The sequence below is a fragment of the Blautia faecis genome, assembly GCF_027662325.1.
In the GTDB taxonomy this organism is placed as follows: Bacteria; Bacillota; Clostridia; order Lachnospirales; family Lachnospiraceae; genus Blautia_A; species Blautia_A faecis.
The window spans coordinates 12,229-38,303 of the sequence record NZ_JAQDKY010000017.1 but is presented as its reverse complement, the minus strand read 5'-3'; the positions used below and the strand labels follow the sequence as shown (position 1 = coordinate 38,303).

At 42.6% G+C, this 26,075-nt stretch carries 41 protein-coding genes; 40 read left to right on the top strand and 1 reads right to left on the bottom strand.

Annotated elements, in window-relative coordinates:
- Positions 1-11: 11 nt before the first annotated feature.
- From whiA to PGQ38_RS09645, 39 genes are all read left to right on the top strand, one after another.
- Entirely contained in the window at positions 12-971 is a 960-nt protein-coding gene (gene whiA / locus PGQ38_RS09835) for a DNA-binding protein WhiA (protein WP_118581223.1), read from the top strand.
- Positions 968-1,222, top strand: coding sequence for an HPr family phosphocarrier protein (locus PGQ38_RS09830; RefSeq protein WP_118581220.1), 255 nt, complete (start codon positions 968-970; stop codon positions 1,220-1,222). Before whiA ends, PGQ38_RS09830 begins: the two co-directional genes overlap by 4 nt.
- Before the next feature lie 31 nt (positions 1,223-1,253).
- A complete protein-coding gene (locus PGQ38_RS09825; protein ID WP_118581217.1) occupies positions 1,254-2,321 on the top strand; it encodes a hypothetical protein in 1,068 nt (355 codons plus the stop codon).
- A 568-nt stretch (positions 2,322-2,889) separates the two neighbouring features.
- Complete coding sequence (gene rpsJ, locus PGQ38_RS09820) at positions 2,890-3,207, top strand: 30S ribosomal protein S10 (RefSeq protein WP_117852518.1); 318 nt, start codon at positions 2,890-2,892, stop codon at positions 3,205-3,207.
- A gap of 80 nt (positions 3,208-3,287) precedes the next feature.
- Positions 3,288-3,920 carry a 50S ribosomal protein L3 gene (gene rplC / locus PGQ38_RS09815; RefSeq protein WP_117852520.1) on the top strand — a complete coding sequence of 211 codons (633 nt, stop codon included), beginning with the start codon at positions 3,288-3,290 and terminating at the stop codon, positions 3,918-3,920.
- Between the two features lie 21 nt (positions 3,921-3,941).
- A complete protein-coding gene (rplD, locus tag PGQ38_RS09810; RefSeq protein WP_118581214.1) occupies positions 3,942-4,562 on the top strand; it encodes a 50S ribosomal protein L4 in 621 nt (206 codons plus the stop codon).
- Positions 4,562-4,861 (top strand): 50S ribosomal protein L23, encoded by a 300-nt coding sequence (gene rplW / locus PGQ38_RS09805; RefSeq protein ID WP_117852524.1) that lies wholly within the window; start codon positions 4,562-4,564, stop codon positions 4,859-4,861. The genes rplD and rplW overlap by 1 nt, the downstream gene beginning before the upstream one ends.
- A 195-nt stretch (positions 4,862-5,056) precedes the next feature.
- Entirely contained in the window at positions 5,057-5,902 is an 846-nt protein-coding gene (gene rplB, locus PGQ38_RS09800) for a 50S ribosomal protein L2 (protein WP_118581211.1), read from the top strand.
- A 15-nt stretch (positions 5,903-5,917) separates the two neighbouring features.
- Positions 5,918-6,199 carry a 30S ribosomal protein S19 gene (gene rpsS / locus PGQ38_RS09795; protein WP_015526921.1) on the top strand — a complete coding sequence of 94 codons (282 nt, stop codon included), beginning with the start codon at positions 5,918-5,920 and terminating at the stop codon, positions 6,197-6,199.
- A gap of 97 nt (positions 6,200-6,296) precedes the next feature.
- Positions 6,297-6,686, top strand: a complete 390-nt coding sequence (gene rplV / locus PGQ38_RS09790) for a 50S ribosomal protein L22 (protein WP_117852663.1) — start codon at positions 6,297-6,299, stop codon at positions 6,684-6,686.
- Between the two features lie 11 nt (positions 6,687-6,697).
- The gene (gene rpsC / locus PGQ38_RS09785) at positions 6,698-7,354 is read left to right on the top strand and encodes a 30S ribosomal protein S3 (protein ID WP_117852529.1); all 657 of its coding nucleotides are present in this window, start codon (positions 6,698-6,700) and stop codon (positions 7,352-7,354) included.
- A complete protein-coding gene (gene rplP / locus PGQ38_RS09780) occupies positions 7,354-7,791 on the top strand; it encodes a 50S ribosomal protein L16 (protein ID WP_117852531.1) in 438 nt (145 codons plus the stop codon). The genes rpsC and rplP overlap by 1 nt, the downstream gene beginning before the upstream one ends.
- Positions 7,781-7,990: a 50S ribosomal protein L29 gene (gene rpmC, locus PGQ38_RS09775; RefSeq protein ID WP_118581208.1), complete on the top strand. Its 210-nt coding sequence runs from the start codon at positions 7,781-7,783 to the stop codon at positions 7,988-7,990. The genes rplP and rpmC overlap by 11 nt, the downstream gene beginning before the upstream one ends.
- Positions 7,991-8,011: 21 nt before the next feature.
- A complete protein-coding gene (gene rpsQ / locus PGQ38_RS09770) occupies positions 8,012-8,266 on the top strand; it encodes a 30S ribosomal protein S17 (RefSeq protein ID WP_302672207.1) in 255 nt (84 codons plus the stop codon).
- A 14-nt stretch (positions 8,267-8,280) separates the two neighbouring features.
- Entirely contained in the window at positions 8,281-8,649 is a 369-nt protein-coding gene (rplN, locus tag PGQ38_RS09765) for a 50S ribosomal protein L14 (RefSeq protein ID WP_022067326.1), read from the top strand.
- An 11-nt stretch (positions 8,650-8,660) separates the two neighbouring features.
- Positions 8,661-8,972: a 50S ribosomal protein L24 gene (gene rplX, locus PGQ38_RS09760; protein WP_118581205.1), complete on the top strand. Its 312-nt coding sequence runs from the start codon at positions 8,661-8,663 to the stop codon at positions 8,970-8,972.
- Between the two features lie 22 nt (positions 8,973-8,994).
- The gene (rplE, locus tag PGQ38_RS09755) at positions 8,995-9,534 is read left to right on the top strand and encodes a 50S ribosomal protein L5 (protein ID WP_118581202.1); all 540 of its coding nucleotides are present in this window, start codon (positions 8,995-8,997) and stop codon (positions 9,532-9,534) included.
- Positions 9,535-9,607: 73 nt separating this feature from the next.
- Entirely contained in the window at positions 9,608-9,793 is a 186-nt protein-coding gene (locus tag PGQ38_RS09750) for a type Z 30S ribosomal protein S14 (RefSeq protein WP_117852543.1), read from the top strand.
- Positions 9,794-9,991: 198 nt separating this feature from the next.
- Positions 9,992-10,393: a 30S ribosomal protein S8 gene (gene rpsH, locus PGQ38_RS09745; protein ID WP_118581199.1), complete on the top strand. Its 402-nt coding sequence runs from the start codon at positions 9,992-9,994 to the stop codon at positions 10,391-10,393.
- A gap of 95 nt (positions 10,394-10,488) precedes the next feature.
- Complete coding sequence (rplF, locus tag PGQ38_RS09740; protein WP_118581196.1) at positions 10,489-11,028, top strand: 50S ribosomal protein L6; 540 nt, start codon at positions 10,489-10,491, stop codon at positions 11,026-11,028.
- Between the two features lie 17 nt (positions 11,029-11,045).
- Complete coding sequence (rplR, locus tag PGQ38_RS09735) at positions 11,046-11,414, top strand: 50S ribosomal protein L18 (RefSeq protein ID WP_118581193.1); 369 nt, start codon at positions 11,046-11,048, stop codon at positions 11,412-11,414.
- An 18-nt stretch (positions 11,415-11,432) separates the two neighbouring features.
- Complete coding sequence (gene rpsE / locus PGQ38_RS09730) at positions 11,433-11,942, top strand: 30S ribosomal protein S5 (protein ID WP_117852552.1); 510 nt, start codon at positions 11,433-11,435, stop codon at positions 11,940-11,942.
- 14 nt (positions 11,943-11,956) lie between these two features.
- The gene (rpmD, locus tag PGQ38_RS09725) at positions 11,957-12,139 is read left to right on the top strand and encodes a 50S ribosomal protein L30 (RefSeq protein ID WP_117852555.1); all 183 of its coding nucleotides are present in this window, start codon (positions 11,957-11,959) and stop codon (positions 12,137-12,139) included.
- A 21-nt stretch (positions 12,140-12,160) separates the two neighbouring features.
- The gene (gene rplO / locus PGQ38_RS09720; protein ID WP_118581190.1) at positions 12,161-12,601 is read left to right on the top strand and encodes a 50S ribosomal protein L15; all 441 of its coding nucleotides are present in this window, start codon (positions 12,161-12,163) and stop codon (positions 12,599-12,601) included.
- Between the two features lie 13 nt (positions 12,602-12,614).
- Entirely contained in the window at positions 12,615-13,931 is a 1,317-nt protein-coding gene (gene secY, locus PGQ38_RS09715; RefSeq protein WP_148461640.1) for a preprotein translocase subunit SecY, read from the top strand.
- 71 nt (positions 13,932-14,002) lie between these two features.
- Positions 14,003-14,647: an adenylate kinase gene (locus PGQ38_RS09710; RefSeq protein ID WP_118581187.1), complete on the top strand. Its 645-nt coding sequence runs from the start codon at positions 14,003-14,005 to the stop codon at positions 14,645-14,647.
- An 18-nt stretch (positions 14,648-14,665) separates the two neighbouring features.
- Entirely contained in the window at positions 14,666-15,424 is a 759-nt protein-coding gene (map, locus tag PGQ38_RS09705; RefSeq protein WP_118581184.1) for a type I methionyl aminopeptidase, read from the top strand.
- 33 nt (positions 15,425-15,457) lie between these two features.
- Complete coding sequence (gene infA / locus PGQ38_RS09700) at positions 15,458-15,676, top strand: translation initiation factor IF-1 (RefSeq protein ID WP_117852566.1); 219 nt, start codon at positions 15,458-15,460, stop codon at positions 15,674-15,676.
- 291 nt (positions 15,677-15,967) lie between these two features.
- On the top strand, positions 15,968-16,081 hold the full coding sequence (gene rpmJ, locus PGQ38_RS09695; RefSeq protein WP_003022746.1) for a 50S ribosomal protein L36: 114 nt from the start codon (positions 15,968-15,970) through the stop codon (positions 16,079-16,081).
- 299 nt (positions 16,082-16,380) lie between these two features.
- The gene (rpsM, locus tag PGQ38_RS09690; protein ID WP_117852568.1) at positions 16,381-16,749 is read left to right on the top strand and encodes a 30S ribosomal protein S13; all 369 of its coding nucleotides are present in this window, start codon (positions 16,381-16,383) and stop codon (positions 16,747-16,749) included.
- 57 nt (positions 16,750-16,806) lie between these two features.
- Entirely contained in the window at positions 16,807-17,202 is a 396-nt protein-coding gene (gene rpsK, locus PGQ38_RS09685) for a 30S ribosomal protein S11 (protein ID WP_148461639.1), read from the top strand.
- Positions 17,203-17,224: 22 nt separating this feature from the next.
- Positions 17,225-17,818, top strand: coding sequence for a 30S ribosomal protein S4 (gene rpsD / locus PGQ38_RS09680; RefSeq protein WP_118581181.1), 594 nt, complete (start codon positions 17,225-17,227; stop codon positions 17,816-17,818).
- 54 nt (positions 17,819-17,872) lie between these two features.
- On the top strand, positions 17,873-18,832 hold the full coding sequence (locus PGQ38_RS09675; protein WP_118581178.1) for a DNA-directed RNA polymerase subunit alpha: 960 nt from the start codon (positions 17,873-17,875) through the stop codon (positions 18,830-18,832).
- A gap of 110 nt (positions 18,833-18,942) precedes the next feature.
- Positions 18,943-19,479 carry a bL17 family ribosomal protein gene (locus PGQ38_RS09670; RefSeq protein ID WP_118581175.1) on the top strand — a complete coding sequence of 179 codons (537 nt, stop codon included), beginning with the start codon at positions 18,943-18,945 and terminating at the stop codon, positions 19,477-19,479.
- Positions 19,480-19,562: 83 nt separating this feature from the next.
- Complete coding sequence (locus tag PGQ38_RS09665; protein WP_204453732.1) at positions 19,563-20,417, top strand: phosphatidylinositol-specific phospholipase C/glycerophosphodiester phosphodiesterase family protein; 855 nt, start codon at positions 19,563-19,565, stop codon at positions 20,415-20,417.
- A gap of 125 nt (positions 20,418-20,542) precedes the next feature.
- Positions 20,543-21,880, top strand: a complete 1,338-nt coding sequence (locus PGQ38_RS09660; RefSeq protein WP_195699042.1) for a Mur ligase family protein — start codon at positions 20,543-20,545, stop codon at positions 21,878-21,880.
- Positions 21,877-22,602 carry a type 1 glutamine amidotransferase gene (locus PGQ38_RS09655; RefSeq protein ID WP_118581166.1) on the top strand — a complete coding sequence of 242 codons (726 nt, stop codon included), beginning with the start codon at positions 21,877-21,879 and terminating at the stop codon, positions 22,600-22,602. Before PGQ38_RS09660 ends, PGQ38_RS09655 begins: the two co-directional genes overlap by 4 nt.
- Before the next feature lie 101 nt (positions 22,603-22,703).
- Positions 22,704-23,348, top strand: a complete 645-nt coding sequence (locus PGQ38_RS09650) for a WYL domain-containing transcriptional regulator (RefSeq protein WP_195699041.1) — start codon at positions 22,704-22,706, stop codon at positions 23,346-23,348.
- A gap of 63 nt (positions 23,349-23,411) precedes the next feature.
- Positions 23,412-24,878 (top strand): substrate-binding domain-containing protein, encoded by a 1,467-nt coding sequence (locus tag PGQ38_RS09645; protein ID WP_195699040.1) that lies wholly within the window; start codon positions 23,412-23,414, stop codon positions 24,876-24,878.
- A gap of 83 nt (positions 24,879-24,961) precedes the next feature.
- Here PGQ38_RS09645 and PGQ38_RS09640 read toward each other — a convergent pair whose 3' ends face one another.
- Entirely contained in the window at positions 24,962-25,534 is a 573-nt protein-coding gene (locus PGQ38_RS09640; protein ID WP_118581157.1) for a xanthine phosphoribosyltransferase, read from the bottom strand.
- Between the two features lie 240 nt (positions 25,535-25,774).
- Between PGQ38_RS09640 and PGQ38_RS09635 the strand changes: the two genes are divergently transcribed.
- Complete coding sequence (locus PGQ38_RS09635; RefSeq protein ID WP_118581326.1) at positions 25,775-26,002, top strand: hypothetical protein; 228 nt, start codon at positions 25,775-25,777, stop codon at positions 26,000-26,002.
- Positions 26,003-26,075: the final 73 nt, after the last annotated feature.

Sequence of the window (26,075 nt, the reverse complement as noted above, 5' to 3'; positions counted from 1 at the left end):
GAGATCGTGGAATGTCTTTTTCAGGGATGGTGAAAGAAGAACTTTCCAGGCATATCGGCTCCGGAAGACACTGCAGGATTGCGGAACTGGCTGCAATCTTTACTTTCTGCGGCAGCCTGGAGGCTGGAACTGATGGGAGAAAATCCCTGCGTATCCAGACAGAAAATGAGGCACTTTCAAGAAAAGGCTTTACATTATTGCAAAAAACATTTAATATAGAGACAGATGTATCAAATTCCCGGATTGACCGTTTCAGAAAGGGAAATCTTTATTGTATTTCCATTATTGATCAGTTTTTAGTAAAGGAAATACTGGATTCTGCCAAGCTGGAATTTTCGGGAGTGAGCGGAGGGATGCCACTTGTATCCAATTCTATTGTATATCAGAGGGATTGCTGCAAAAGGGCGTTTGTACGCGGTGCTTTTCTCTCGGCAGGTTCGATCAGTGATCCTCAGAAGGGATACCATTTCGAAATTGTATGTCCCAGCCAGGAGATCAGCGGGCAGCTGCAGGAAATTATTCACAGCTTTCATATAGATGCCAAGATGGTTCTGCGTAAGAAGTCTTATGTACTCTATGTGAAGGAAGGGGCGCAGATTGTAGACATGCTTGCTATTATGGAAGCAAATGTAGCTCTTATGGATCTGGAGAATATCCGTATCCTGAAAGAGATGCGCAATTCTGTGAATCGGAAGGTAAACTGTGAGACTGCTAATATAAATAAGACGGTTAATGCAGCAGTGAAGCAGATCGAGGATATCAGACTTCTTGAGGAAAAGGTGGGCCTGGAGAGTCTGAATGAAGGACTTGAAGAGATCGCCAGATTGCGGCTGCAGTATCCGGAAGCAACACTTAAAGAACTAGGATTGATGTTGAACCCACAGGTTGGAAAGTCTGGAGTAAATCACCGGCTTCGTAAATTAAGCCTGCTTGCAGATGACCTGAGGGAAAACAAGGAGGAGTTATTATGATTAAAAAACCAATCACCATTCACCTGTCCACAGGGCTTGAAGCCAGACCCGTTGCACAGCTGGTACAGGTGGCAAGTCAGTTCAACAGTGAAATCTACGTAGAAGTAGGTAAGAAGAAAGTGAATGCCAAGAGTATTATGGGTATGATGACACTGGGACTTGACGCCGGTGAGGAGATTACACTTTCTGCTAATGGTGAAGATGAAGAAGCTGCGATGAGCAGTATTGAACAGTATCTGAGCAACCAGTAAAGGCTGCCGTAAAAAGTGAGGATGGTTACCAATGTCTAAGTTTTTAAAATTTATAGTACATTTTGTTGTAATATGTACCATACTTTGTGTGGTTGCATTAGCGGTTCCTCCATTCTTTGGAGTGACGACTGAAATCAGAGACGACTCCACAGTCAAGTCAAATCTGGCAATGGGATCTGTTACATATGCAATTCCGGTTAAAACCGAAGAAGCAGCTCTGGGTACACCGATCCTTGTAAATGATGAGAATGCAGTGTATCGTTATACACTGGCCAGCGCTGATGTCGCAAATGGTACAGGTACTGCTATGGATCCAACTGTTTCTCAGGGACAGCCGATTAATGTGGCAATTGGAAGCTACCTTCCGAAAATTGTTGTAACAATTCCGTTTATCGGATATCTGATGGCAGCTACCAAGAGTATTGAGGGGCTGATTGTTCTTGGACTTACCGTTCTGTTTCTGATTATTCTTTATGTAATCGCAGAACTCTGGAAAAAAGATCAGGATGATTATGACGACTATCCGGAGGATACAGAACCAGGATACGTGAAGAGCCGTAAAGAGCTGAAGAAAGAAGAGAAGCGTAAAGAGCGTGAGTACCGTGATGAAGAGCGTGAGATCAAAGCACAGGGCAAGCGCAGCAAGAAAGAGAAGCGTAAGATCCGTACCGGTGGCTTTGTGGATGAAATCGATGAAGACGATTTTGATGTAGAGGAAGAGGAAGCGCCACAAAGAGCTGTACAGAGTGCTACAAGTGAAGCACATGAACTTCTGAAGAAAGAAGTAGCAGCAGCTACCGCAAAGGACTCCAAACCAGTCAGGAAGTCTGCTAAGCCTGCAACACAGACTAAGAAGGCAGCACCGAAGAAGAAAGCAGCTCCGGAGATTCATGAGGAAGAAGAGGATAAACCAGTTGAGATCAAGAAACTGGCAATCCCAAGATATTCACCGGCGCAGCTTGCTGCGAAAGCAAAGAAAGAAGGAGATGCTCCTGACATTGTGAAGGATGAGATAACAAAGGTTACTTTGTTTGATTATTCTGATATCTTTGCTGACGAAGATGAGGACGAAGATGAATACTATGATGATGAAGATTGATTCATTATTATAATAGGAAAGAAGAGGCATTCGATGATGATGCCTCTTCTCTTTTTTTATTAAGGAAAAGACAATGACTTCGCGAGGCTTTAGAACCACTGTATTAAATAATGAAAGCTGATTGTCAGTTGCCAGCAGGAGTATAACGGACAACTATTAGAAGCACTATATAATAGGAAGAAAGAAAAAACTGGAATATACACACTCACATCTTGCAGAAAGCCTTTTTCAGATACACCCTAGATTGTATTTAAAATAATACAAAAAAACATCTGGATTTTTTGAAAAAAACACTTGCAATTTTTAAAACCTTTGTGTATACTAATATCTGCTGTGACATGATAGCAATGAAGCGCGAGGTTGCCGCCGAGTAAGGCGGGTTTTCCGTGGAGCGAATGTCAAGTTAGGAAACTGACGACAAGTCACTGTACAAGTTCAATAGCCATCTTGGGATGGGACGTGTGAGAGAATGTCCGTAGCAGGAAGATGTTTTAGGACACACACGGAGATGTGTACAGTCGCCGCTTGTCGTACTGATAGTGAGTACGAATAGGAGGAGACTTTTTTTATGGCAAATCAGGTAATGAGAATCACATTAAAAGCTTACGATCATCAGTTAGTAGATGCATCTGCTGCAAAGATCATCGACACTGTTAAGAAGAATGGTGCAACAGTTAGCGGACCGGTTCCGCTTCCAACTAAGAAGGAAGTTGTTACAATCTTAAGAGCTGTTCACAAATATAAAGATTCCAGAGAACAGTTTGAGCAGAGAACACATAAGAGACTGATTGATATCATTGCTCCGACCCAGAAGACAGTTGATGCACTGTCCAGACTGGAAATGCCTGCTGGTGTTCATATCGACATCAAGATGAAGGCAAAATAATTAATCTTGTAAATGCATAAGCATTTAGCTATTTATTATATGATTACCCGAAAGGGCAATCCGCTATAGGAGGAAGAAAGATGAAGAAAGCTATTTTAGCTACCAAAGTCGGAATGACTCAGATCTTCAACGAAGATGGAATGTTAATTCCGGTAACCGTTTTACAGGCTGGTCCATGTGTCGTAACTCAGGTTAAAACAGATGAGAACGACGGATATACAGCAGTTCAGGTTGGCTTCGGCGACATCAGAGAGAAACTGGTGAACAAACCGGAAACAGGCCACTTTGCAAAAGCAGGCGTTGCAGTTAAGAGATTCGTTAAAGAATTCCGTTTTGAGAACGCTGCTGAATATGAGGTAGGACAGGAAATTAAAGCTGATATCTTTGCAGCTGGAGATCACATCGATGCAACAGCAGTTTCAAAAGGTAAAGGCTTCCAGGGCGCAATCAAGAGACATGGACAGTCCAGAGGACCTATGGCTCACGGCTCCAAATATCATCGTCATGCAGGTTCCAATGGTGCTTGTTCTGATCCGAGCAAGGTATTCAAAGGAAAACACATGCCAGGTCATATGGGAAGCGAGCAGGTAACTGTTCAGAATCTTGAGATCGTACGCGTAGATACAGAGAATAACTTACTGTTAGTTAAAGGTGCTGTTCCAGGACCTAAGAAATCCTTGGTTACAATCAAAGAGACAGTAAAGTCCTTATAATAAGAAAGGAGGAGCACACAAATGGCAAACGTAACTGTTTATAATATGGAAGGCAATGAAGTTGGAACAATGGAGCTGAACGATGCAGTATTTGGCGTTGAAGTCAATGAGCATCTTGTTCACCTTGCTGTTGTTCGTCAGCTTGCAAATAAACGCCAGGGTACTCAGAAAGCGAAAACTCGTTCTGAAGTAAGCGGTGGCGGAAGAAAACCTTGGAGACAGAAAGGAACCGGTCATGCTAGACAGGGATCTATCCGTGCTGCACAGTGGACAGGCGGCGGAATTATTTTCGCACCAACTCCAAGAGATTATGAAGTAAAAATGAACAAAAAAGAAAGAAGAGCAGCTCTTAAATCCGCTCTGACTTCCAAAGTTCAGGACAATAAATTCGTAGTTGTTGATAGCCTTGCACTTGCTGATGCAAAGACAAAAGAAATGCAGAAGGTCCTTACAAACCTGAAAGCAGAGAAAGCTCTTATTGTAACAGCACAGGAAGACAAGAACGTAATCCTTTCTGCAAGAAATATCGAGAACGTACAGACTGTAGCTGCTAACGGCATCAACGTATATGATGTTATGAGCCACGGTACTGTAGTAGTAACTAAAGACGCTGTAGCATCCATCGAGGAGGTATACGCATAATGGCAGATATTAAATATTACGACGTGATCAAAAGACCAGTGATCACTGAAAAATCCATGGCTGCTATGGGTGAGAAGAAATATACTTTCCTTGTTCATCCGGAAGCAAACAAAGCTCAGATCAAAGAAGCAGTTGAGAAAATGTTCGATGGAACAAAAGTTAAAAGCGTAAATACCATGAATCTTGATGGTAAGAAAAAACGCCGTGGAATGGTAGTTGGAAAAACTGCTAAATCCAAAAAAGCTATCGTAGCCCTTACAGAGGACAGCAAAGACATCGAGATCTTCGAGGGTCTTTAATTGATAGCTTGCGATTCGTACGAGTGCACCTCGGAAGCTTTGCTTCCTCGGTCGCGTTACACGCTTTCAAGTCTTCATAAGAATCCGGTCTTACATGCAAGCATGACGACCTGCTTCTTCTGAATTCTTGGCACTCTGAATATCGCGAATATACGCATTCAAAAGCGTGAGAACAAATTTGAAAGGAGAAAAGAAATGGGAATCAAAAGTTATAACCCATATACCCCGTCTAGAAGACATATGACTGGTTCCGACTTCTCTGAGATTACGAAAGCAACACCAGAGAAATCCCTTACCGTGTCTTTAAAGAAAAACGCTGGACGTAATAACCAGGGTAAGATCACTGTAAGACATCAGGGAGGCGGAAGCCGTAGAAAATATAGAATCATCGACTTCAAGAGAAGAAAAGATGGAATCCCGGCAGTAGTTAAATCTGTTGAGTATGATCCGAACAGAACAGCAAACATCGCACTTATCTGCTATGCAGATGGCGAGAAAGCATACATTCTTGCTCCGGAAGGACTTAAAGTTGGACAGAAAGTTATGAACGGACCGGAAGCTGAAATCCGTGTAGGTAACTGCTTACCGTTAGAGCTTATCCCGGTTGGTACTATGGTTCATAACATTGAGCTTCACCCAGGAAAGGGCGGACAGATGGTTCGTTCCGCTGGTAATGGTGCTCAGCTTATGGCTAAAGAAGGCAAATACGCTACACTTCGTCTCCCATCTGGTGAGATGAGAATGGTTCCGATCATCTGCCGTGCTACAGTAGGTATTATCGGAAATGGTGATCACAACCTGATCAACATCGGTAAAGCTGGTCGTAAGCGTCACATGGGAATCAGACCTACAGTTCGCGGTTCTGTTATGAACCCGAATGACCATCCACATGGTGGTGGAGAGGGCCGCGCTCCGGTTGGACGTCCAGGTCCGTGTACACCTTGGGGCAAACCTGCTCTTGGTCTGAAGACAAGAAAGAAAAACAAAGCGTCCAACAAGCTCATCGTAAGAAGACGCGATGGAAAAGCTTTAAGCAAATAATAAGGAGGATTAAGAATGTCTCGTTCACTGAAAAAAGGACCTTTTGCAGATCAGAGCTTACTTAAAAAAGTAGATGCATTAAACGCTGCAAATGATAAATCCGTAATCAAAACTTGGTCACGCCGTTCCACAATCTTCCCGTCTTTTGTTGGACATACAATCGCTGTCCATGACGGAAGAAAACATGTGCCGGTATATATTACTGAGGATATGGTTGGTCACAAACTTGGTGAGTTTGTTGCTACCAGAACCTACAGAGGACACGGAAAAGACGAAAAGAAATCCGGTGTTCGCTAGTTAGTACTTTTCACCAGGCTGCCTGATCGCAAGAAGCGGTCCGGGCAACCCAGGTGTTTACCTGAATATTGAATATGACGAAAGGAGGCACTTTAAAATGGCAAAAGGACATAGAAGCCAGATTAAGAGAGCCAGAAATGAGAATAATAGAGAGACAAGACCGTCTGCAAAATTATCTTATGCAAGAATTTCTGTTCAGAAAGCCTGCTACGTTTTAGATGCAATCCGTGGCAAAGATGTGCAGACAGCACTTGGTATCCTGACATACAACCCAAGATACGCTTCCAGCGTAATCAAAAAGTTACTGGAATCAGCTATTGCTAACGCTGAGAACAATAACGGAATGAACGCAGACAATCTCGTCGTTGCAGCCTGCTATGCAAATAAAGGACCTACAATGAAGAGAATCCAGCCAAGAGCACAGGGTAGAGCTTACAGAATCGAGAAGAGAACAAGCCATATTACCATCGTGCTGGATGAGAAATAAGGAGGATAGACATGGGACAGAAAGTTAACCCACATGGCCTTAGAGTCGGTGTTATCAAGGATTGGGATTCAAGATGGTATGCAGAGAGCGATTTCGCAGACTATCTGGTAGAGGACTACAACATCAGAACATTCCTCAAAAAGAAATTATACAGCGCAGGTGTTTCCAAGATCGAGATCGAGAGAGCATCTGACAGAGTCAAAGTTATCATTTACACAGCTAAACCTGGTATCGTAATCGGTAAAGGCGGCGCTGAGATCGAGAAAGTTAAAGCTGAACTTGCTAAATACACAGACAAGAAGCTTATCGTTGATATCAAAGAAGTTAAGAGACCAGACAGAGACGCTCAGCTTGTTGCAGAGAACATCGCTCTTCAGCTGGAGAACCGTATCTCCTTCAGACGTGCTATGAAATCTACAATGCAGCGTACAATGAAATCTGGAGCAAAGGGAATCAAAACATCCGTATCCGGACGTCTTGGTGGAGCTGATATGGCTCGTACAGAGTTCTACAGCGATGGAACTATTCCGCTTCAGACACTTCGTGCAGACATCGATTATGGTTTCGCAGAAGCAGACACCACATATGGCAAAGTTGGTGTAAAGGCATGGATCTACAATGGTGAGATTCTTCCAACTAAAGGAACTAAGGAAGGGAGCGATAAATAATGTTAATGCCAAAAAGAGTTAAACGTCGTAAACAATTCCGTGGCTCCATGAGAGGAAAAGCCCTTAGAGGTAATCAGATCAATTATGGTGAATTCGGTCTTGTTGCTACCGAGCCTTGCTGGATCAGATCTAATCAGATCGAGGCAGCCCGTGTTGCTATGACCCGTTATATCAAACGTGGTGGTAAGGTTTGGATCAAGATTTTCCCAGATAAACCAGTAACAGCAAAACCAGCAGAAACTCGTATGGGTTCCGGAAAAGGTGCCCTGGAATACTGGGTAGCAGTTGTTAAACCAGGACGTGTTATGTTTGAGATCGCAGGCGTTTCAGAAGAAATCGCTCGTGAGGCATTACGTCTTGCAATGCACAAGTTACCATGTAAATGCAAAATAGTTTCTCGTGCAGAGTTAGAAGGCGGTGATAACAGTGAAAATTAATAAATTCGTAGAAGATTTACAGGCAAAATCAGCTGCAGAATTAAACGAAGAATTAGTAGCTGCTAAGAAAGAACTTTTCAATCTGAGATTTCAGAATGCAACCAATCAATTAGACAATACAGGACGAATCAAAGAGGTTCGCAGAAATATTGCCAGAATCCAGACAGTGATCACTGCGAAAGCTAACGCTTCCAAATAGTGAATTTAGGAGGACATAATCGTGGAAAGAAATCTGAGAAAAACCCGCGTGGGTAAGGTTGTCAGCAATAAGATGGATAAGACCATCGTAGTTGCAATTGAAGACCATGTAAAACATCCTCTTTACAAGAAAATCGTGAAGAGAACATATAAATTAAAAGCTCATGACGAAAACAATGAGTGCAACATCGGTGATACCGTAAAAGTTATGGAGACCAGACCGCTGTCCAAAGACAAGAGATGGAGACTGGTTGAAGTAGTAGAGAGAGTTAAATAAGGAGGATAACCAGTATGATTCAGCAGGAAACAAGACTGAAAGTTGCCGACAACACTGGTGCAAAAGAAATCCTTTGTATCCGTGTTATGGGTGGCTCTACAAGAAGATATGCAAACATCGGCGATACAATCGTTGCTACTGTTAAAGATGCAACACCAGGCGGCGTTGTTAAAAAAGGTGACGTAGTAAAGGCTGTTGTAGTTAGATCCAAAAAAGGCGCTCGTCGTAAAGACGGATCCTATATCCGTTTCGATGAAAATGCTGCCGTAATCATTAAAGACGACTTAACTCCGAGAGGAACACGTATCTTTGGACCAGTTGCCAGAGAGCTTCGTGAGAAAAAATTCATGAAGATCGTTTCCTTAGCTCCGGAAGTATTATAGGAGGGTGCCTAATGTCAGCTATGAAGATTAAAAAAGGTGATACTGTTACAGTAATCGCTGGTAAAGATAAAGGCAAAGAAGGCAAAGTCCTTGCCGTTAACGTAAAAGACAATACCGTATTAGTAGAGAACGTTAATATGGTTACAAAACACACCAAACCATCAGCTGCAAACCAGAATGGTGGAATCATCACAAAAGAAGCTCCGCTTCACATCTCCAACGTAATGCTTATGGCAGATGGAAAAGCAACAAGAGTTGGCTTTAAGATGGATGGTGACAAAAAAGTCCGCGTTGCCAAAGCAACAGGTAAGGTTATCGATTAATTGAGAGAGGAGGCAGACATAAGTGAGTAGATTAAAAGAACTTTATACTAATGAGATCATGGATGCCATGACCAAAAAATTCGGATATAAAAACGTTATGCAAGTGCCAAAACTCGACAAGATCGTAATTAACATGGGTGTTGGTGAAGCAAAAGAGAACGCTAAGCTTCTTGATGCAGCTATTGCAGATATGGAGCTGATTACAGGACAGAAAGCTATCGCAACAAAAGCTAAAAAATCTGTTGCTAACTTCAAAATCAGAGAGGGAATGCCGATCGGATGTAAAGTAACATTAAGAGGCGAGAAGATGTATGAGTTCGCTGATCGTCTGATCAACCTGGCACTTCCACGTGTACGTGACTTCCGTGGCGTTAATCCTAACGCATTCGATGGAAGAGGAAACTACGCTCTTGGTATCAAAGAGCAGCTTATCTTCCCAGAAGTTGAGTACGATAAAGTTGACAAAGTAAGAGGTATGGATATTATCTTCGTTACAACAGCAAATACTGATGAGGAAGCTCGTGAGTTACTGAAGCTGTTCAACATGCCTTTTGCGAAATAAGTAGAGGAACATTCCAAAGTTGACCGCCGGCTCCTTGCCGGGGTCAGCAGATCTGATATAGGAGGAACGATTCATGGCTAAGACAGCAATGAAAATCAAACAGCAGCGTCCAGCTAAATTTTCTACAAGAGAATATAGCCGTTGCAGAATTTGTGGACGTCCACATGCATATTTAAGAAAATACGGAATCTGCAGAATCTGCTTCCGTGAGTTAGCTTACAAAGGACAGATCCCGGGAGTTAAGAAAGCTTCCTGGTAAGCCGAAGCTGAAAGTCGCTTAATGAATGTAAGCCGTAAGGCGAACATGAATTTCGTGCAAAGTCCATCCCAAACCTTAACGAGTGCAAGCCGCAAGGTGCAGTACCAGTTCAGCACGGGATGATGTTACACAGGTAACACGTAAATTTATATAAATATACTATGACATGTAAAGTCTGAATATGAGGAGGAAACTAACATGACAATGAGCGATCCAATCGCAGACATGCTTACAAGAATTCGTAATGCAAACACTGCAAAACACGACACAGTAGATGTACCAGCATCCAAGATGAAAATTGCAATTGCAAACATCCTTGTTGATGAGGGATACATTGCAAAATACGATTTAGTTGAAGATGGTGTTGCTAAAAACATCCATATCACACTGAAATATGGCGAAGACAAAAACGAGAAGATCATCACAGGTTTAAAGAGAATTTCTAAACCGGGTCTTCGTGTTTATGCTGGTAAGGAAGAGCTTCCGAAGGTTCTTGGAGGACTTGGAATCGCAATCCTTTCCACTAATAAAGGTGTTATCACCGATAAAGAAGCTCGTAAACTTCAGGTAGGCGGCGAGGTTCTTGCATTTGTATGGTAAGCTTCGGCTCCATTCATTCAAGAAGTAGACGAAACACTGAAAACAGAGAGGTTGCGAAAACCTCTCCGATAATCTAAGTAAGGAGGACACATAGTATGTCACGTATCGGTAGACTTCCGGTTGCTATTCCGGCAGGAGTTGAAGTATCTGTTGCAGAAGGAAACGTAGTAACCGTAAAAGGACCAAAAGGAACACTTGAGAGAGCGCTTCCAACAGAGATGGAAATCAAAGTTGAAGATGGTCATGTAGTTGTTGCAAGACCAAACGACTTAAAGAAAATGAAATCCCTTCACGGCTTAACAAGAAGCCTTATCCACAACATGGTTGTTGGTGTAAGCGAAGGATACACCAAGACTCTTGAAGTTAACGGTGTTGGTTACAGAGCCGCTAAGCAGGGCAAGAAGCTTACTTTAAACCTTGGATATTCTCACCCGGTAGAAATGGAAGATCCGGAAGGTATTGAGACCAAAGTAGACGGTAACAAGATTATCGTTTCCGGTATCAGCAAGGAAAAAGTTGGACAGTTTGCAGCTGAGATCAGAGATAAGAGAAGACCTGAGCCATATAAGGGTAAAGGTATTAAGTATGATACTGAGGTTATCAGACGCAAAGTTGGTAAGACTGGTAAGAAATAATTAAGGAGAGTGAGAAAATGGTTAATAAAGCATCTAGAGCGGAAATTCGCGAGAAAAAGCATAGAAGATTACGTCATCATTTAAATGGCACTGCAACAACTCCGCGTCTTGCAGTATTTCGTTCCAATAAACACATGTATGCACAGATTATCGATGACACCGTTGGAAAGACTTTAGTATCTGCTTCTACTCTTCAGAAAGACGTAAAAGCACAGCTTGAGAACACCGACGATGTTGCAGCAGCAGCATATCTTGGCACTGTAATCGGTAAGAAGGCAGTGGAAGCCGGCATCGAGGAAGTTGTTTTTGACAGAGGTGGATACATTTACCACGGTAAAGTAAAAGCACTGGCAGACGCAGCAAGAGAAGCTGGACTGAAATTCTAATAAGGAGGAGCGAAACACATGAAACGTAATCTTATTGATGCTAGTCAGTTAGAGTTAGAAGATAAAGTAGTATCAATCAAGCGTGTTACCAAGGTTGTTAAAGGTGGTCGTAACTTCCGTTTCACAGCTTTAGTTGTTGTAGGTGACGGCAATGGACACGTTGGTGCAGGACTTGGAAAGGCAGCCGAGATTCCGGAAGCAATCCGCAAAGGAAAAGAGGATGCTATTAAGAAATTAGTAACCGTAGCAAGAGATGAGAATGGTTCCATTACACATGACTTCGTAGGTTCTTACGGAAGCGCTTCCATGCTTCTTAAGAGAGCTCCGGAAGGTACTGGAGTTATCGCCGGCGGCCCGGCTCGTGCCGTTATCGAGTTAGCTGGTATCAAAAACATCCGTACAAAATGTATGGGATCCAGAAATAAGCAGAATGTTGTTCTTGCAACCATCGAAGGCTTAAGACAGTTAAAAACTCCGGAAGAAGTTGCAAAACTTCGTGGAAAATCTGTTGATGAGATTCTGGCTTAAGGAGGAATATTAAAATGGCAAATACATTAAAAGTTACTTTAGTAAAATCTCCGATTGGCGCAGTTCCGAAGCACAAACTTACTGTTAAAGCAATGGGTCTTACCAAAATGCACAAAACAGTTGAGATGCCAGACAATGCGGCAACAAGAGGAATGATTCAGCAGGTACAGCACCTGGTAAAAGTAGAAGAAGCATAATTACAAAAAGGAGGTGCCATAATGGAATTATCAAACTTAAGACCAGCTGAGGGTTCTAAGCACAGCGATAACTTCAGAAGAGGCCGTGGACATGGTTCTGGAAACGGCAAAACAGCCGGTAAAGGCCATAAAGGACAGTTAGCACGTTCCGGACACAAGAAACCGGGATTTGAAGGTGGACAGATGCCTTTATACAGACGTCTGCCTAAGAGAGGATTCACAAACAGAAACTCTAAAGAGATCATTGCAATCAACGTTGATGTTCTGAACCGTTTTGAGGATGGTGCAGAGGTTACAGTTGAGAGCTTACTTGCAAGCAGTGCAATTTCCAAAGCTGGTGACGGCGTTAAAATCCTTGGAAACGGCGAGCTTACCAAGAAGCTTACAGTTAAAGTAAATGCTGTAAGTGAGACTGCAAAGTCTAAAATCGAAGCTGCAGGTGGTACAGTAGAGCTGATCTAATAGAGGTGATCAAATGTTTGAAACTCTCAAAAACGTTTTCAGAGTAAAAGAGATGAGACGTAAACTCCTCTATGTATTATGGATGATTCTTGTCATCCGTATCGGATCACAGCTTCCTGTTCCGGGAGTAGATAGCGATTTCTTTAAAGAGTGGTTTGCTAAAAACACTGGTGACGCATTCAATTTCTTTGATGCGTTCACTGGTGGCTCATTTACCCAGATGTCAATCTTTGCATTGAACATCACGCCATACATTACATCATCCATTATCATGCAGCTTCTCACAATTGCTATTCCGGCTCTGGAGGAGATGCAGAGAGATGGAGAAGAGGGCAGAAAGAAAATTACTGCCATTACCCGTTATGTAACTGTTGGTCTTGCGTTGTTTGAGTCTGTGGCAATGGCAATCGGTTTTGGTCGCCAGGGTCTGATCCCGAACATGAACTTCTTTAAAGGCTTAACTGTAGTTGCTTGCCTCACAGCTGGTTCTGCCATGCTGATGTGGATCGGTGAGCGTATTACTGAGAAGGGTGTTGGAAATGGTATTTCCATCGTCCTGACCATTAACATCGTTTCCCGTGTTCCAAGTGACTTATCTCTTCTTTATGAGAACTTCATCAAAGGAAAAACAATTGCAAAAGGACTGCTTGCAGGGGTTATCATTGTTGCAATAATCGTTGTCATGGTGGTATTTGTACTGATCCTTAACGGTGCAGAGAGAAGAATTCCTGTTCAGTATTCCAGAAAAATGGTCGGCAGAAAGCTGATGGGTGGTCAGACTACCAATATACCGCTGAAAGTTAACACCGCTGGTGTTATTCCGGTTATTTTTGCTTCCTCAATTATGTCTTTCCCAGGCGTAATCGCACAGCTTGCAGGAAAAGCTAATGGAACCGGCATCGGCAGTGAGATTATTCGAGGATTATCATCCAATAACTGGTGTAATCCAAGTCAGCCACAGTATAGCTGGGGACTGCTTCTGTATATTGTACTTTGCGTATTCTTTGCATATTTCTACACTTCCATCACATTCAACCCGCTGGAAGTTGCAGATAATATCAAAAAGCAGGGTGGTTTCATTCCTGGTATCCGTCCAGGAAAACCAACGTCAGACTATTTGACTAAAATCTTAAATTATATTATATTTATAGGTGCAGTAGGCCTGATTATCGTTGCGGTTATTCCGTTCTTCTTCAATGGAGTATTCGGTGCAAACGTATCCTTCGGTGGTACTTCCATCATCATTATTGTTGGAGTTATCCTGGAGACTGTGAAACAGATTGAATCACAGATGCTTGTCCGCAATTACAAAGGCTTCCTGAACAACTAAAAGAATAAAGGTTGTGGTGCTTATATGCGTCACAGCCTTAATTCGTAGTATGAGAAAATGGAGGGCTTTTTATGAGAATTATCATGTTAGGTGCACCAGGTGCAGGAAAAGGAACCCAGGCTAAGAAAATTGCTGAGAAATATGGTATTCCCCATATCTCTACAGGCGATATTTTCCGTGCCAATATCAAAAATGGCACAGAACTTGGGAAAAAAGCAAAAACTTATATGGACCAGGGACTGCTTGTACCGGATGAACTTACCTGCGACCTTGTTGTGGACAGAATCCAGCAGCCGGATGCCAAGAACGGCTATGTTCTGGACGGTTTTCCAAGAACAATCCCACAGGCTGAATGCCTTACCGATGCTTTAAGCAAGCTGGGAAGCAAGATTGATTATGCTATTGATGTTGATGTTCCGGATGAGAATATCGTGAACCGTATGGGTGGAAGACGCGCATGCGTAAAATGTGGTGCAACCTACCACGTTGTATTTGCAGCTCCGAAGACAGAGGGGGTTTGCGATACATGCGGTGAGGATCTTGTGCTTCGTGACGATGACAAGCCGGAGACTGTACAGAAGCGTCTGAATGTATATCATGAGCAGACTCAGCCGCTTATCGACTACTATACTGGTCAGGGCGTACTGAAAACTGTAGATGGCACCAAGAACCTGGATGAGGTATTTGGTGATATTGTGAAGATCCTTGGCGAATAGAATAGAGGATAAGAAGTAATGTCAGTTTCAATAAAAACAGCACAAGAAATTGAACTTATGAGGGAATCCGGACATCTTCTGGAAAAAGTCCATGACGGGCTGATCCCTTATATTAAACCAGGAATGAGTACCAAGGAGATCGACCGTATCGGCGAAGATATGATCCGTTCCATGGGATGCATTCCCAATTTTCTGAATTATGGAGGCTTTCCTGGCTCCTTCTGCATCAGCCTGAATGATGAAGTGGTCCACGGAATTCCTTCGGAGGACAAAATTATCCAGGATGGTGATCTGGTAAAGATTGATGCAGGACTGATCTATAAAGGATATCATTCTGATGCGGCCCGTACTTATGCAGTCGGAGAAGTTTCCAAAGAAGCCAAGCAGCTTATGGATGTAACCAGGCAGTGCTTCTTTGAAGGAATAAAATTCGCGAAAGCAGGAAATCATCTCAATGATATTTCCAAGGCAATCGGAGCGTATGCGGCGAAATACCGTTATGGTATTGTACGAGATCTGGTGGGACATGGGATTGGTACTCATCTTCACGAAGATCCGCAGATTCCCAACTTCCCTCAGAAACGCAGGGGAGTGAAATTACTTCCAGGCATGACACTTGCCATAGAGCCCATGATCAATATGGGCAGAGCAGATGTATGCTGGCTGGATGACGAATGGACAGTGGTGACCATGGATGGTTCCCTTTCCGCACATTATGAGAACACCATACTGATTACAGATGGCGAACCGGAGATTCTGACACTCACAGAGTATTAATCATTATCATTAAGGCGATACAGGAGGTATAAAATGTCAAAAGTAGATGTACTTGAAGTAGAAGGCACTGTTTTAGAGAAGCTGCCAAACGCAATGTTTAAAGTGGAACTTGAAAACAAACATGTTGTACTTGCTCATATCAGCGGCAAGCTGCGCATGAACTTTATCCGTATTCTTCCAGGAGACAAAGTAACAATGGAGCTTTCCCCATATGATCTTTCCAAGGGAAGAATCATCTGGCGAGATAAGTAATTCAGATTCGTTAATAGCAAATTCGGATTAATGAATATAAAACTCCTGTGCCTGAGAAAATGCTTCTATGGTACAGGAGTTTCTTCTATTATAGAAGAAACTGAACACAGAAAAAATGTTTCAAACTTCAGGAAACTAAAAAAATTAGAAAAATGTAAAAAAAATTTAAAAAACTGCTTGCATTTTGTAGACCATAATGCTACAATACAATGCGGACGCGCTTGTACGTGTGTATAACTGCGCCCTAAACTGCAGATTTTAATGCTATATTTTACGGAAGGAGGATTTCCAGTGAAAGTAAGATCATCTGTAAAACCGATCTGCGAGAAATGCAAGGTCATTAAGAGAAAAGGTTCTATCAGAATTATCTGTGAGAATCCAAAGCACAAACAGCGTCAGGGTTGATTGATCCATTGTTTGTGAATGCGGCTGCAGGTGAAACACCCGGACGGGTTGTATCATCTGACATATAATGAACTAAGCATGTATTGCCTAATACCGGAGGCAACGTTGGCCCGTTGGCCGCAAATTTCGGAAAGGCTGCGAATCGCCAAAAGCAGCTGGGTGTTATACCGAGGCACCCCAATTAGGAACTAAGAATTAAGAAAGAGTGCGTATGGATGCATCCCATTTCACCTTGTATCTGATACAAGTGATGTACGAAGACGCAGAACTTTCAGTAAAGAAAATGGAGGAAACAGTACATGGCTCGTATAGCTGGTGTAGACTTACCAAGAGAGAAAAGAATCGAAATCGGTCTTACCTATATTTATGGTATCGGAAGACCAAGTGCAGACAAAATCCTTGCTCAGGCAAATGTAAATCCTGACACACGTGTCAGAGACCTGACTGATGATGAAGTTAAGAGACTTCAGGCTGTCATTGATGAGACAATGATGGTAGAAGGTGATCTTCGTAGAGAAATCGCCCTGAACATTAAGAGACTGCAGGAAATCGGATGCTACAGAGGAATCCGTCATCGTAAAGGACTTCCGGTTCGTGGTCAGAAGACCAAGACCAATGCTAGAACACGCAAGGGTCCGAAGAGAACAGTAGCAAATAAGAAGAAATAATTCAGTATCCTAACTATAAATTTTGATTGATTAAGGAAAGCGTAGGTTAGTTTTAAAATGGCAAAAACAACTAAAAAAACGACAACAAAACGTCGTGTCAAGAAAAACGTTGAACACGGACAGGCACATATCCAGTCTTCTTTTAACAACACAATTGTTACTCTGACTGACAACGAAGGAAACGCTCTTTCATGGGCAAGTGCCGGCGGTCTGGGATTTAGAGGTTCAAGGAAATCTACTCCTTATGCAGCACAGATGGCAGCTGAGACTGCAACAAAGGCTGCTTTAATTCATGGATTAAAAACAGTAGACGTAATGGTTAAAGGACCAGGATCAGGTCGTGAGGCTGCTATCCGTGCCCTTCAGGCATGCGGTCTTGAAGTAACAAGTATCCGTGACGTAACTCCGGTTCCGCACAACGGATGCCGTCCACCAAAACGTAGAAGAGTCTAATTGAATTAGGAGGTAAGCCAAGATGGCAGTAGATAGAACACCGGTCCTGAAAAGATGTAGATCCCTTGGAATGGATCCAATTTATTTAGGAATTGATAAAAAATCCACAAGACAGTTAAAACGTGCAAACCGTAAAGTATCTGAGTACGGTCTTCAGTTAAAAGAAAAACAGAAAGCAAAATTCATTTATGGCGTTCTGGAGAAACCTTTCCGTAACTACTATAAGAAAGCCGACAGAATGAAAGGTCAGACTGGTGAGAACCTGATGATCATGCTTGAGACAAGACTTGACAATGTTCTTTTCCGTATGGGATTTGCAAGAACAAGAAAAGAAGCTCGTCAGATCGTTGACCACAAGCACGTTCTTGTAAACGGAAAATGCGTTAACATTCCTTCTTATCTCGTAAAAGCTGGCGACAGCATCGAGATCAAAGAGAAATGCAAAGGTTCTGAGAGATACAAAGGAATCCTTGAGGTAACAGGCGGAAGACTTGTTCCGAACTGGCTTGAGGCTGACCAGGAGAATCTTAAGGGCGTTGTAAAAGAGCTTCCTACAAGAGAAGAAATTGACGTTCCTGTAAACGAGATGCTTATCGTCGAGTTGTACTCCAAATAATGAGCCCTGATAATACCCTCAATTGCATACAACCCAGAAGGAGGGAAATTTATAGTGTTTGATTTTAATAAACCAAAAATCGAAATTACCGAGATATCTGAAGATAAAAAATTTGGAAGATTCGTTGTAGAACCTCTTGAAAGAGGTTACGGTACTACACTTGGCAATTCTCTTAGAAGAATTATGCTGTCCTCCCTGCCGGGAGCTGCAGTAAGTCAGGTTAAGATCGATGGTGTTCTTCATGAATTCAGCTCCATCCCTGGAGTAAAAGAAGACGTGACAGAGATCATCATGAATCTTAAGAGTCTTGCAATTAAGAATAACAGTGCTGACAATGAGCCGAAGACCGCATACATTGAGTGTGAGGGCAAAGGTGTTGTGACAGCTGCTGATATTCAGGCAGATCAGGATATCGAGATCATGAATCCGGATCAGGTAATCGCTACCTTAAACGGTGGTAAGGATTGCAGACTTGCAATGGAACTTACCATTACAAAAGGCCGCGGATATGTGAGTGCGGATAAGGGCAAATCAGATGACATGCCAATCGGTGTAATTGCAGTTGATGCAATCTACAGCCCGGTTGAGAGAGTCAATATGGTTGTGCAGAATACACGTGTGGGTCAGGTTACAGACTTTGATAAACTGACACTTGATGTATACACAAATGGCACGCTGGATCCTGATGAGGCAGTAAGCCTTGCAGCAAAGGTATTAAGCGAGCATTTAAGCCTTTTCATTGACCTTTCCGAGAATGCAAAGACCGCTGAGGTTATGATCGAGAAAGAAGACAATGAGAAAGAGAAAGTTCTTGAAATGAGCATTGATGAGCTTGAGCTTTCAGTTCGTTCTTACAACTGTCTGAAGAGAGCAGGCATCAATACTGTTGAGGAGCTTTGCAATAAGACTTCTGACGACATGATGAAAGTACGTAACCTTGGACGTAAGTCTTTAGAGGAAGTACTTGCCAAGTTGAAAGAGCTGGGCTTACAGCTTCAGCCAACAGAAGAGTAAGATAACCATAAAGGTATCGCGTAAGATTATTACAGTGGGGATTTGCTAAGCAGCAGCCCAGTAAGACCGAACAAGCGTGGACTGCTGTCCCACAGATGGAGGAAAATTAAATGGCAAAATATAGAAAATTAAGCAGAACAGCTGACCAGAGAAAAGCTCTGTTAAGAAACCAGGTTACAAATCTGTTATACAATGGAAAAATTGTTACAACAGAAGCTAAAGCTAAAGAGATCCGTAAGATCGCTGAAGGCCTTGTAGCTATGGCTGTTCGCGAGAAAGACAACTTTGAGACTGTTACTGTAACAGCTAAAGTTGCAAGAAAAGACGCTGAAGGCAAGAGAGTGAAAGAAGTTGTAGACGGTAAGAAGAAAACTGTTTACGATGAAGTTGAGAAGCAGATCACAAAAGATGCTCCATCCAGACTTCACGCTCGTCGTCAGATGATGAAAGTGTTCTACCCGGTTAAAGAAGTTCCGGCTAAGGGCGCTGGCAAGAAGAAAAACACCAAAGATGTAGATATGGTTAAGAAGATGTTCGAGGAAATCGCACCAAAATACGCTAACCGTAACGGTGGATACACCAGAATCGTTAAGATTGGACAGCGTAAAGGTGATGGCGCTATGGAAGTGCTCATCGAGCTGGTTTAATCCGAAACAGAATTACTGATCATAAGAAAAGAGATATTTACGTTTCGTAGATATCTCTTTTTTCTTAATTTAGGGATACCAATGTGAGAAAGTTACTTTTATTAATAGAAATTTGTTTGTTAGCCTGGCTTTTGACAGGCTCCGCTCGGTACGAAGCGAAAAAAGAAATTCCAGTGAATACACCGGAATTTGACTGGGAAAATTATAATATTATAACGCATGCTCTGGGTGGGATTGACGGTCTCACATACTTAAATTCCAGAGAAAGCTTTATCAATTATTATGATAAAGGTTGCCGCCTGTTTGAAGTGGATCTGACGCAGACCAGTGATGGAGTATGGGTGTGCCGCCATAACTGGAAAGAGTCTCTTGGACAATGGGAAGGAGAAGAACGAATAGTTCTATCCTCAGAAGAATTTTTAAATACGCCTATATATGGGAAATACACCCCTATGACCTTTGAAGACCTTCTGAAACTGCTGGACGAATATCCGGATGCATTTGTAATGATAGATTCCAAACAATATTCTGTCCGCAATTACCAGCGTACTCTTGAGGATTATGCACAGTACAGGGAAATCTCTATAAAAGCTGGCATCGAGCATACGCTTAAACAGATCATCCCGGAAATATACAATTCAGCCATGTATCCTGGAACAGCACTTTTGTATAAATTTCCTGCATATATCTATTCTCTGTGGCAGGAATATACCACAGAAGAATTGAACGATATTGCAGAATTCTGTCAAACCAATAAAATCATGGCTGTAACCATTTATCGTGACTACTGGTCCGAAGAAGTGCAGAAAATTTTTGACGAACGGGACATTTTGGTATATATTTATACCATAAATGACAAAGAGGAAGCCAGAAGATATCTGGCGAATGGGGCGCAAGGTGTCTGTACAGATGTACTGATCACAGATAACCTGAATTAAGCTGCACTGTCTAATTATATAACATACGAAAATAATACTTGAAAAGGACTGCCATTCATTGGCTCATTCATAATTGCTTTTTGAGCTTTACCCTGTGAATAGTAGTGAAAAAGGATTAAATACACATGAGAATCAGAACAATGGCTGCTGTTTTTGCAGCGAAATCTGCAGGCTTTATCTGCAGGAAAATGGGACGCCAGGGAGTGACCTGGGCGGGCAAGATCGCATTAAAGATCAATCCTGATATCCTGGAAGATCTTTCTTCTCAGGTGCGGAAGAAAATATTTGTAACCTGTGGAACCAACGGTAAGACAACCACCAACAACATGCTCTGCGCAGCCCTTGAAAATGAAGGGCAGAAAGTAGTCTGCAATCACACCGGTTCTAACATGTTAAACGGCGTTGTAGCAGCCTTTGTGCTGGCTGCCGGACCTACAGGCAGGCTGGATGCAGATTACGCCTGCATTGAGGTAGACGAGGCTTCTACCCGCCATGTATTTCCAGGCCTGAAGCCGGACTACATGCTTCTGACTAATTTGTTCCGCGACCAGCTGGACCGCTACGGTGAAATTGATATTACCATGAACATTCTGGAAGAGATGATCCGCACAGTACCGAAAATGCAGGTAATCGTAAATGCGGATGATGCGCTTTCGGCGTATCTTGCTATGGACAGCGGCAATCCGTATATCACATACGGAATCAGTAAGCCTGTCCAGAAGAGTGCGGCAAACGAGATACGGGAAGGACGTTTTTGTAAAAAGTGTGGTGCCAGGCTGGAATACAGTTTTTACCACTATAGTCAGCTGGGGGATTACAAGTGCCCATCCTGTGGCTTTGCAAGACCGGAAATCAAATATGATGCCCATGATGTAAAGGTTGGTGATCAACTGTCCTTTCAGGTGGAGGATAAGCACCTTACAGCCAATTACAAAGGCTTTTATAATGTATATAATATTCTGGCTGCTTATGCCGGGCTGCGTACAGCTGGATTTTCCGGAGAGCATTTCCAGAATATGCTTCAGAAATTTAATCCGGAAAATGGTCGTATGGAACAGTTCCGTATTAAAGGCACTGGTGTTATGCTGAACCTTGCAAAGAATCCTGCCGGTTTTAACCAGAATATTTCCGCAGTTATGCAGGATAAAACACAGAAAGATATTATTATCACCATCAACGACAATGCACAGGATGGAACAGATATTTCCTGGCTCTGGGATGTGGATTTTGACCTTCTGGGCGATGCAAGCATTCATTCCATTACAGTCAGCGGTATCCGCTGCCAGGATATGCGCCTCCGGATGAAATATGTGGACATTCCGGTTATGCTTGAGGAAAATGTGGAAACAGCGATCCGAAAAAGAATTGAAGACGGCGTAGGCAATCTCTACGTTCTGGTAAACTACACTGCATTATTCAGCACTCATAATATTCTTAAGAAAATGGAGGGAGAAAAGGAATGAAACTGACAATCGGACATTTATATCCTGATCTCCTGAACCTGTATGGAGACAGAGGAAATATCCAGTGCCTTATGAGACGCTGCCAGTGGCGTGGAATTGAGGCAGAGACCATTGCTTTTGAACTGGGTGACAAGATTGATTTTTCCAGACTGGATATTGTGCTACTGGGCGGTGGTTCCGACAGGGAGCAGATGCTGGTTTGTGAGAAACTGAAGGAAATTCAGCCGGATTTTAAGAAATATGTGGAAGATGGAGGCGTAGTTATCGCTATCTGCGGTGGTTACCAGCTTCTTGGAAAATATTATAAGACAGATCAGGGAACCATTACAGGGCTTGACCTGGTAGATCTTTACACCGAACAGGGAGAGGGACGTCTGATCAGCAATATTGTGCTGAAAAGCGACCTTTTTGATATGCCTGTGGTTGGATTTGAGAACCATGGAGGAAGAACCTGTATTAATAACTGCAAGCCTCTGGGAAAAGTACTCTATGGATCTGGAAATGATGGAAAAACAGGCTATGAGGGTGTGGTTTACAAGAATGTGATCGGAACGTACCTTCACGGTCCGCTTCTTCCCAAGAACCCGCAGCTGGCAGACTGGCTGATCGCACATGCTCTTGAGCAGAAATATGGAAAGGAAGTCCAGCTTGCGCCGCTGGATGATACAGAAGAGAAGGCAGCAAATGATTACGTATATCATCGCTTTGTAAAAGAGAACTGATACAAACAAGCTCCAAAGCCTGTTTGAAAATCATTCCTGCCTTGCAGAGAGCCTTTTTCAAACATGCTCTGATATGTACAGATAAAAATAAGGGGAACGATATGGCAAAAGGAATCAATCAAAAAGGGAAAATCCTTTATCTTGAAAAAATATTGAGAGAGACCAGTGAAACACATCCGTGCACTATGCAGGAAATTATCGGAAGACTTCAGGAAAACGGAGTCAGTGCTGAGCGAAAAAGTATTTATGACGATATGGAAGTGCTGAGAAGCTTTGGCATGGACATTAAGTTTAAAAGAGGAAAGTATACCGGATATTATGTTGCCGGAGAAGCTGCCGCAGAGAGCGTAAATACATCCACTACAGAAATGAATGGTGCAAATCCGGAAGACTCTGCAAAAAACAGGGCTGGAGCAGAGAATGAAGGCAATGCATTTTCCAATGAGGCTCACAAAAAAGCGAAAAATTCCTGGCTGCTTCCACCGTCAGATTCTGAGGAGGATAAACCGGTGAAGCTTCTTTGCAGAAATAAGAAAAAGAAAGAAGTCATGGCAGCACTTGGAAATTATGCCCAGTACAAGGAGAAAGAAGAGGATACTTTCGTTGCTGCAGTGCAGGTGGATGAGACCTCTGAGTTTTACGGATGGCTTACAGGCATGGGGAAAGATGTAATCCTTATGAAGCCTAAGAAGTCAGTTCAGGCTTACCGTGATTATCTGAAGGGAATCCTGAAAGAATATAAGTAAGAATACTATTTGAAAAAGCTTGAAAATAGAGAATGATATGAAGTTACATAGAAAGGAATTTTTATGAAAAAGCAAATTGCAGGACTTCTTACCGGACTTCTGGTGTGCAGTGCTTTTCTCACAGGCTGTGGTAAAAATGAAGCCACCGAGGCTGTAAAAGAGAGCGTTGAGGACGAAAATGAGGGCACTGGAGACACGAAGGACGCTGACAGCAAAAAGGATACGAATAAAAAGTCCGATAAACAGGACAGTGATAAAAGTGATGAAAATTCAGAAGAAAGTGAGACAACTGAAGCACCGGAGGAAAATCTTGATAAGGTGGGGGTTCTGCTTCCGGAAGAGGGAGAGGATATCAACAGCAGTCTGGAGCGTACAGAACTGAAATCACGTCTGGAAGAGGCAGGTTATGAAGCTGCTATGTATTTTGCCGGGGACGATTCTGACACCCAGGCAGAACAGATCAGGGAGCTTCTTCAGGATGAGAAACTGAAAGCACTGGTAATTTCACCTGTTGATCCATATGGTCTTACAGATGTACTGGAAGAGGCTTCTGAGCTCTCAATTCCGGTGATTGACTATGACAATCTGATCATGGATACGCCCAACGTGAAATATTTTGTCACTTTTAATATGCGTGCAATTGGAAAAGAGATTGCCAAAAATATTGTAGAGAAAGAAGAACTGGATAAAGTCCGGGAAGACAGAGGTGCCCGTACCATAGAGTTTCTTATGGGCTCTCCGGATGATGACGCCTCGTTATTCCTGTTTAACGGAATAATGGAGGTTCTGCAGGAGTATATTGACGATGGTACCCTGATCTGCCGTTCCGGCCGTGTGACTTTTGATGAAACCAGCATTATGGATCAGAATACAGATACTGCGAAGAAGCAGCTGAAATCTGAGATAGACGAATTTTATTCTCTGGAGAAAACTCCGGATATTATCTGCACTGCTTCTGATGATTTTGCTCTGGCAGCTCTGGAGCTTCTGGAAAAAGAGCAGCTCCAGCCTGGTGATGAGAACTGGCCTCTGATCACAGGTGTAAATGCAGATGCAGATGCTGTTAAAAGTGTGGCAGAAGAAAAAATCGGTTTTACAGTCATGCTGGATCGCCGGGATCTGGCAGAAGCACTGACGAAGCTGGTGGAAACCTACCTGAATGGGGATGACGTTGATATCAATAATTATTCCCAGTATGATAATGGTGTGAAGATCATTGGAACGGTTACCTGTGATGGAAAGCTGATCGATAAGGATAATTATCAGATTCTTGTGGATAATGGATTCTATCTGGCAGAAATGATCGCGCCGGAAGCCTCTCCTACGCCTGTTCCCGAGGAAGTAAGTCCGACACCGGAAGTGACAGTGACGCCGGAGGCGAGTCTTACACCGGAAGGTGGTGAGCCTGAGAAAAAGAGCCAGGTAATTCCAAAGGATGAGCCTGAAGTGAGCACAGAAGAAGTTCCGGCTGTAAAGGATGGAGAAAACCAGGAGAGCAATAGCAAGCTGCAGAGTAGTGGAAAAGCATAAAACGGAAGTAAAATGAAAATACGTAAGTAAAATGAAAATACCAGTAATCGTTTGGTGATTACTGGTATTTTTGCTCCTAAAAATTAATCGCGGAAGGTTAGGGAATCATCTGTCATGGAATCAATGATAGCCAGAGATTCCAGACGGACACCCATATCGCGGATCTGTTGTCCGCCGTGCTGGAAGCCCTTCTCAATTACGATTCCGGCACCTTCAAGAGTAGCTCCGGATTTCTTTACAATATCGATCAGTCCGAGAAGAGCACAGCCATTTGCAAGGAAATCATCAATAAGAAGTACGTGATCCTCCGGACTAAGGAACTTCTTGGAAATAATAACATCATAAACTTTCTTATGGGTAAAGGATTCAATCTTGGTGCAGTACATCTCGCCGTCCAGGTTTACACTCTGGGATTTCTTGGCAAATACTACAGGAACATGAAAATACTGTGCTGCAATACAGGCAATGCCAATACCGGAAGCTTCAATAGTGAGGATCTTGGTGATGGGGCAGTCTGAGAAACGCGCCTTAAACTCCTTACCAATCTCATTGATCAGGTCAATGTCCATCTGGTGGTTCAGGAAACTGTCTACCTTTAATATATTGCCTGGTTTCACAACGCCATCTTTCAGAATACGTTCTTTTAAAAGCTGCATGGCTATATCTCCTTTTCGCTTCATGTCGTTTCGATTTTAGTATTTCTATGATACGACATTCTCTGAAGAAGTTCAATTATTTTTGACAAAAAAGTACAAAATATCTATAATAAAATTAATTTATGGAAAAAGGATTAGCTTTATTGTGAAAAACATCTGCAGTCAGCCGGATAAACAGTAATGCAAATGCGGGAGATGACAAAGGAGCAGATAGTTTTACAAAAAAGAGCAGGTGAGAATATGAAAGAGTATGAAGTAATCTGGGAAATTTTCAACAAATGCCCCAGGAATCAGATGCGGGATGTGTTTGTAGATGAGGTGGAGATAGAAGACCCGGAAGAATATGTAAAGAATAAATTTAAGGGAAAAGAAGTAACCTATGAGAAGACGGTTCTGGAAGATGGCACCATCATATTTGACATCCAGACCTCCCAGATCAAACAGAGATGTTCCTTTACGGAAATATAAGCTGCAGGTCACGAAGCGGATTTTAAGCTACTGCTTACAACAACGACCTTAGAGCATGTTTGAAAAAGACTTT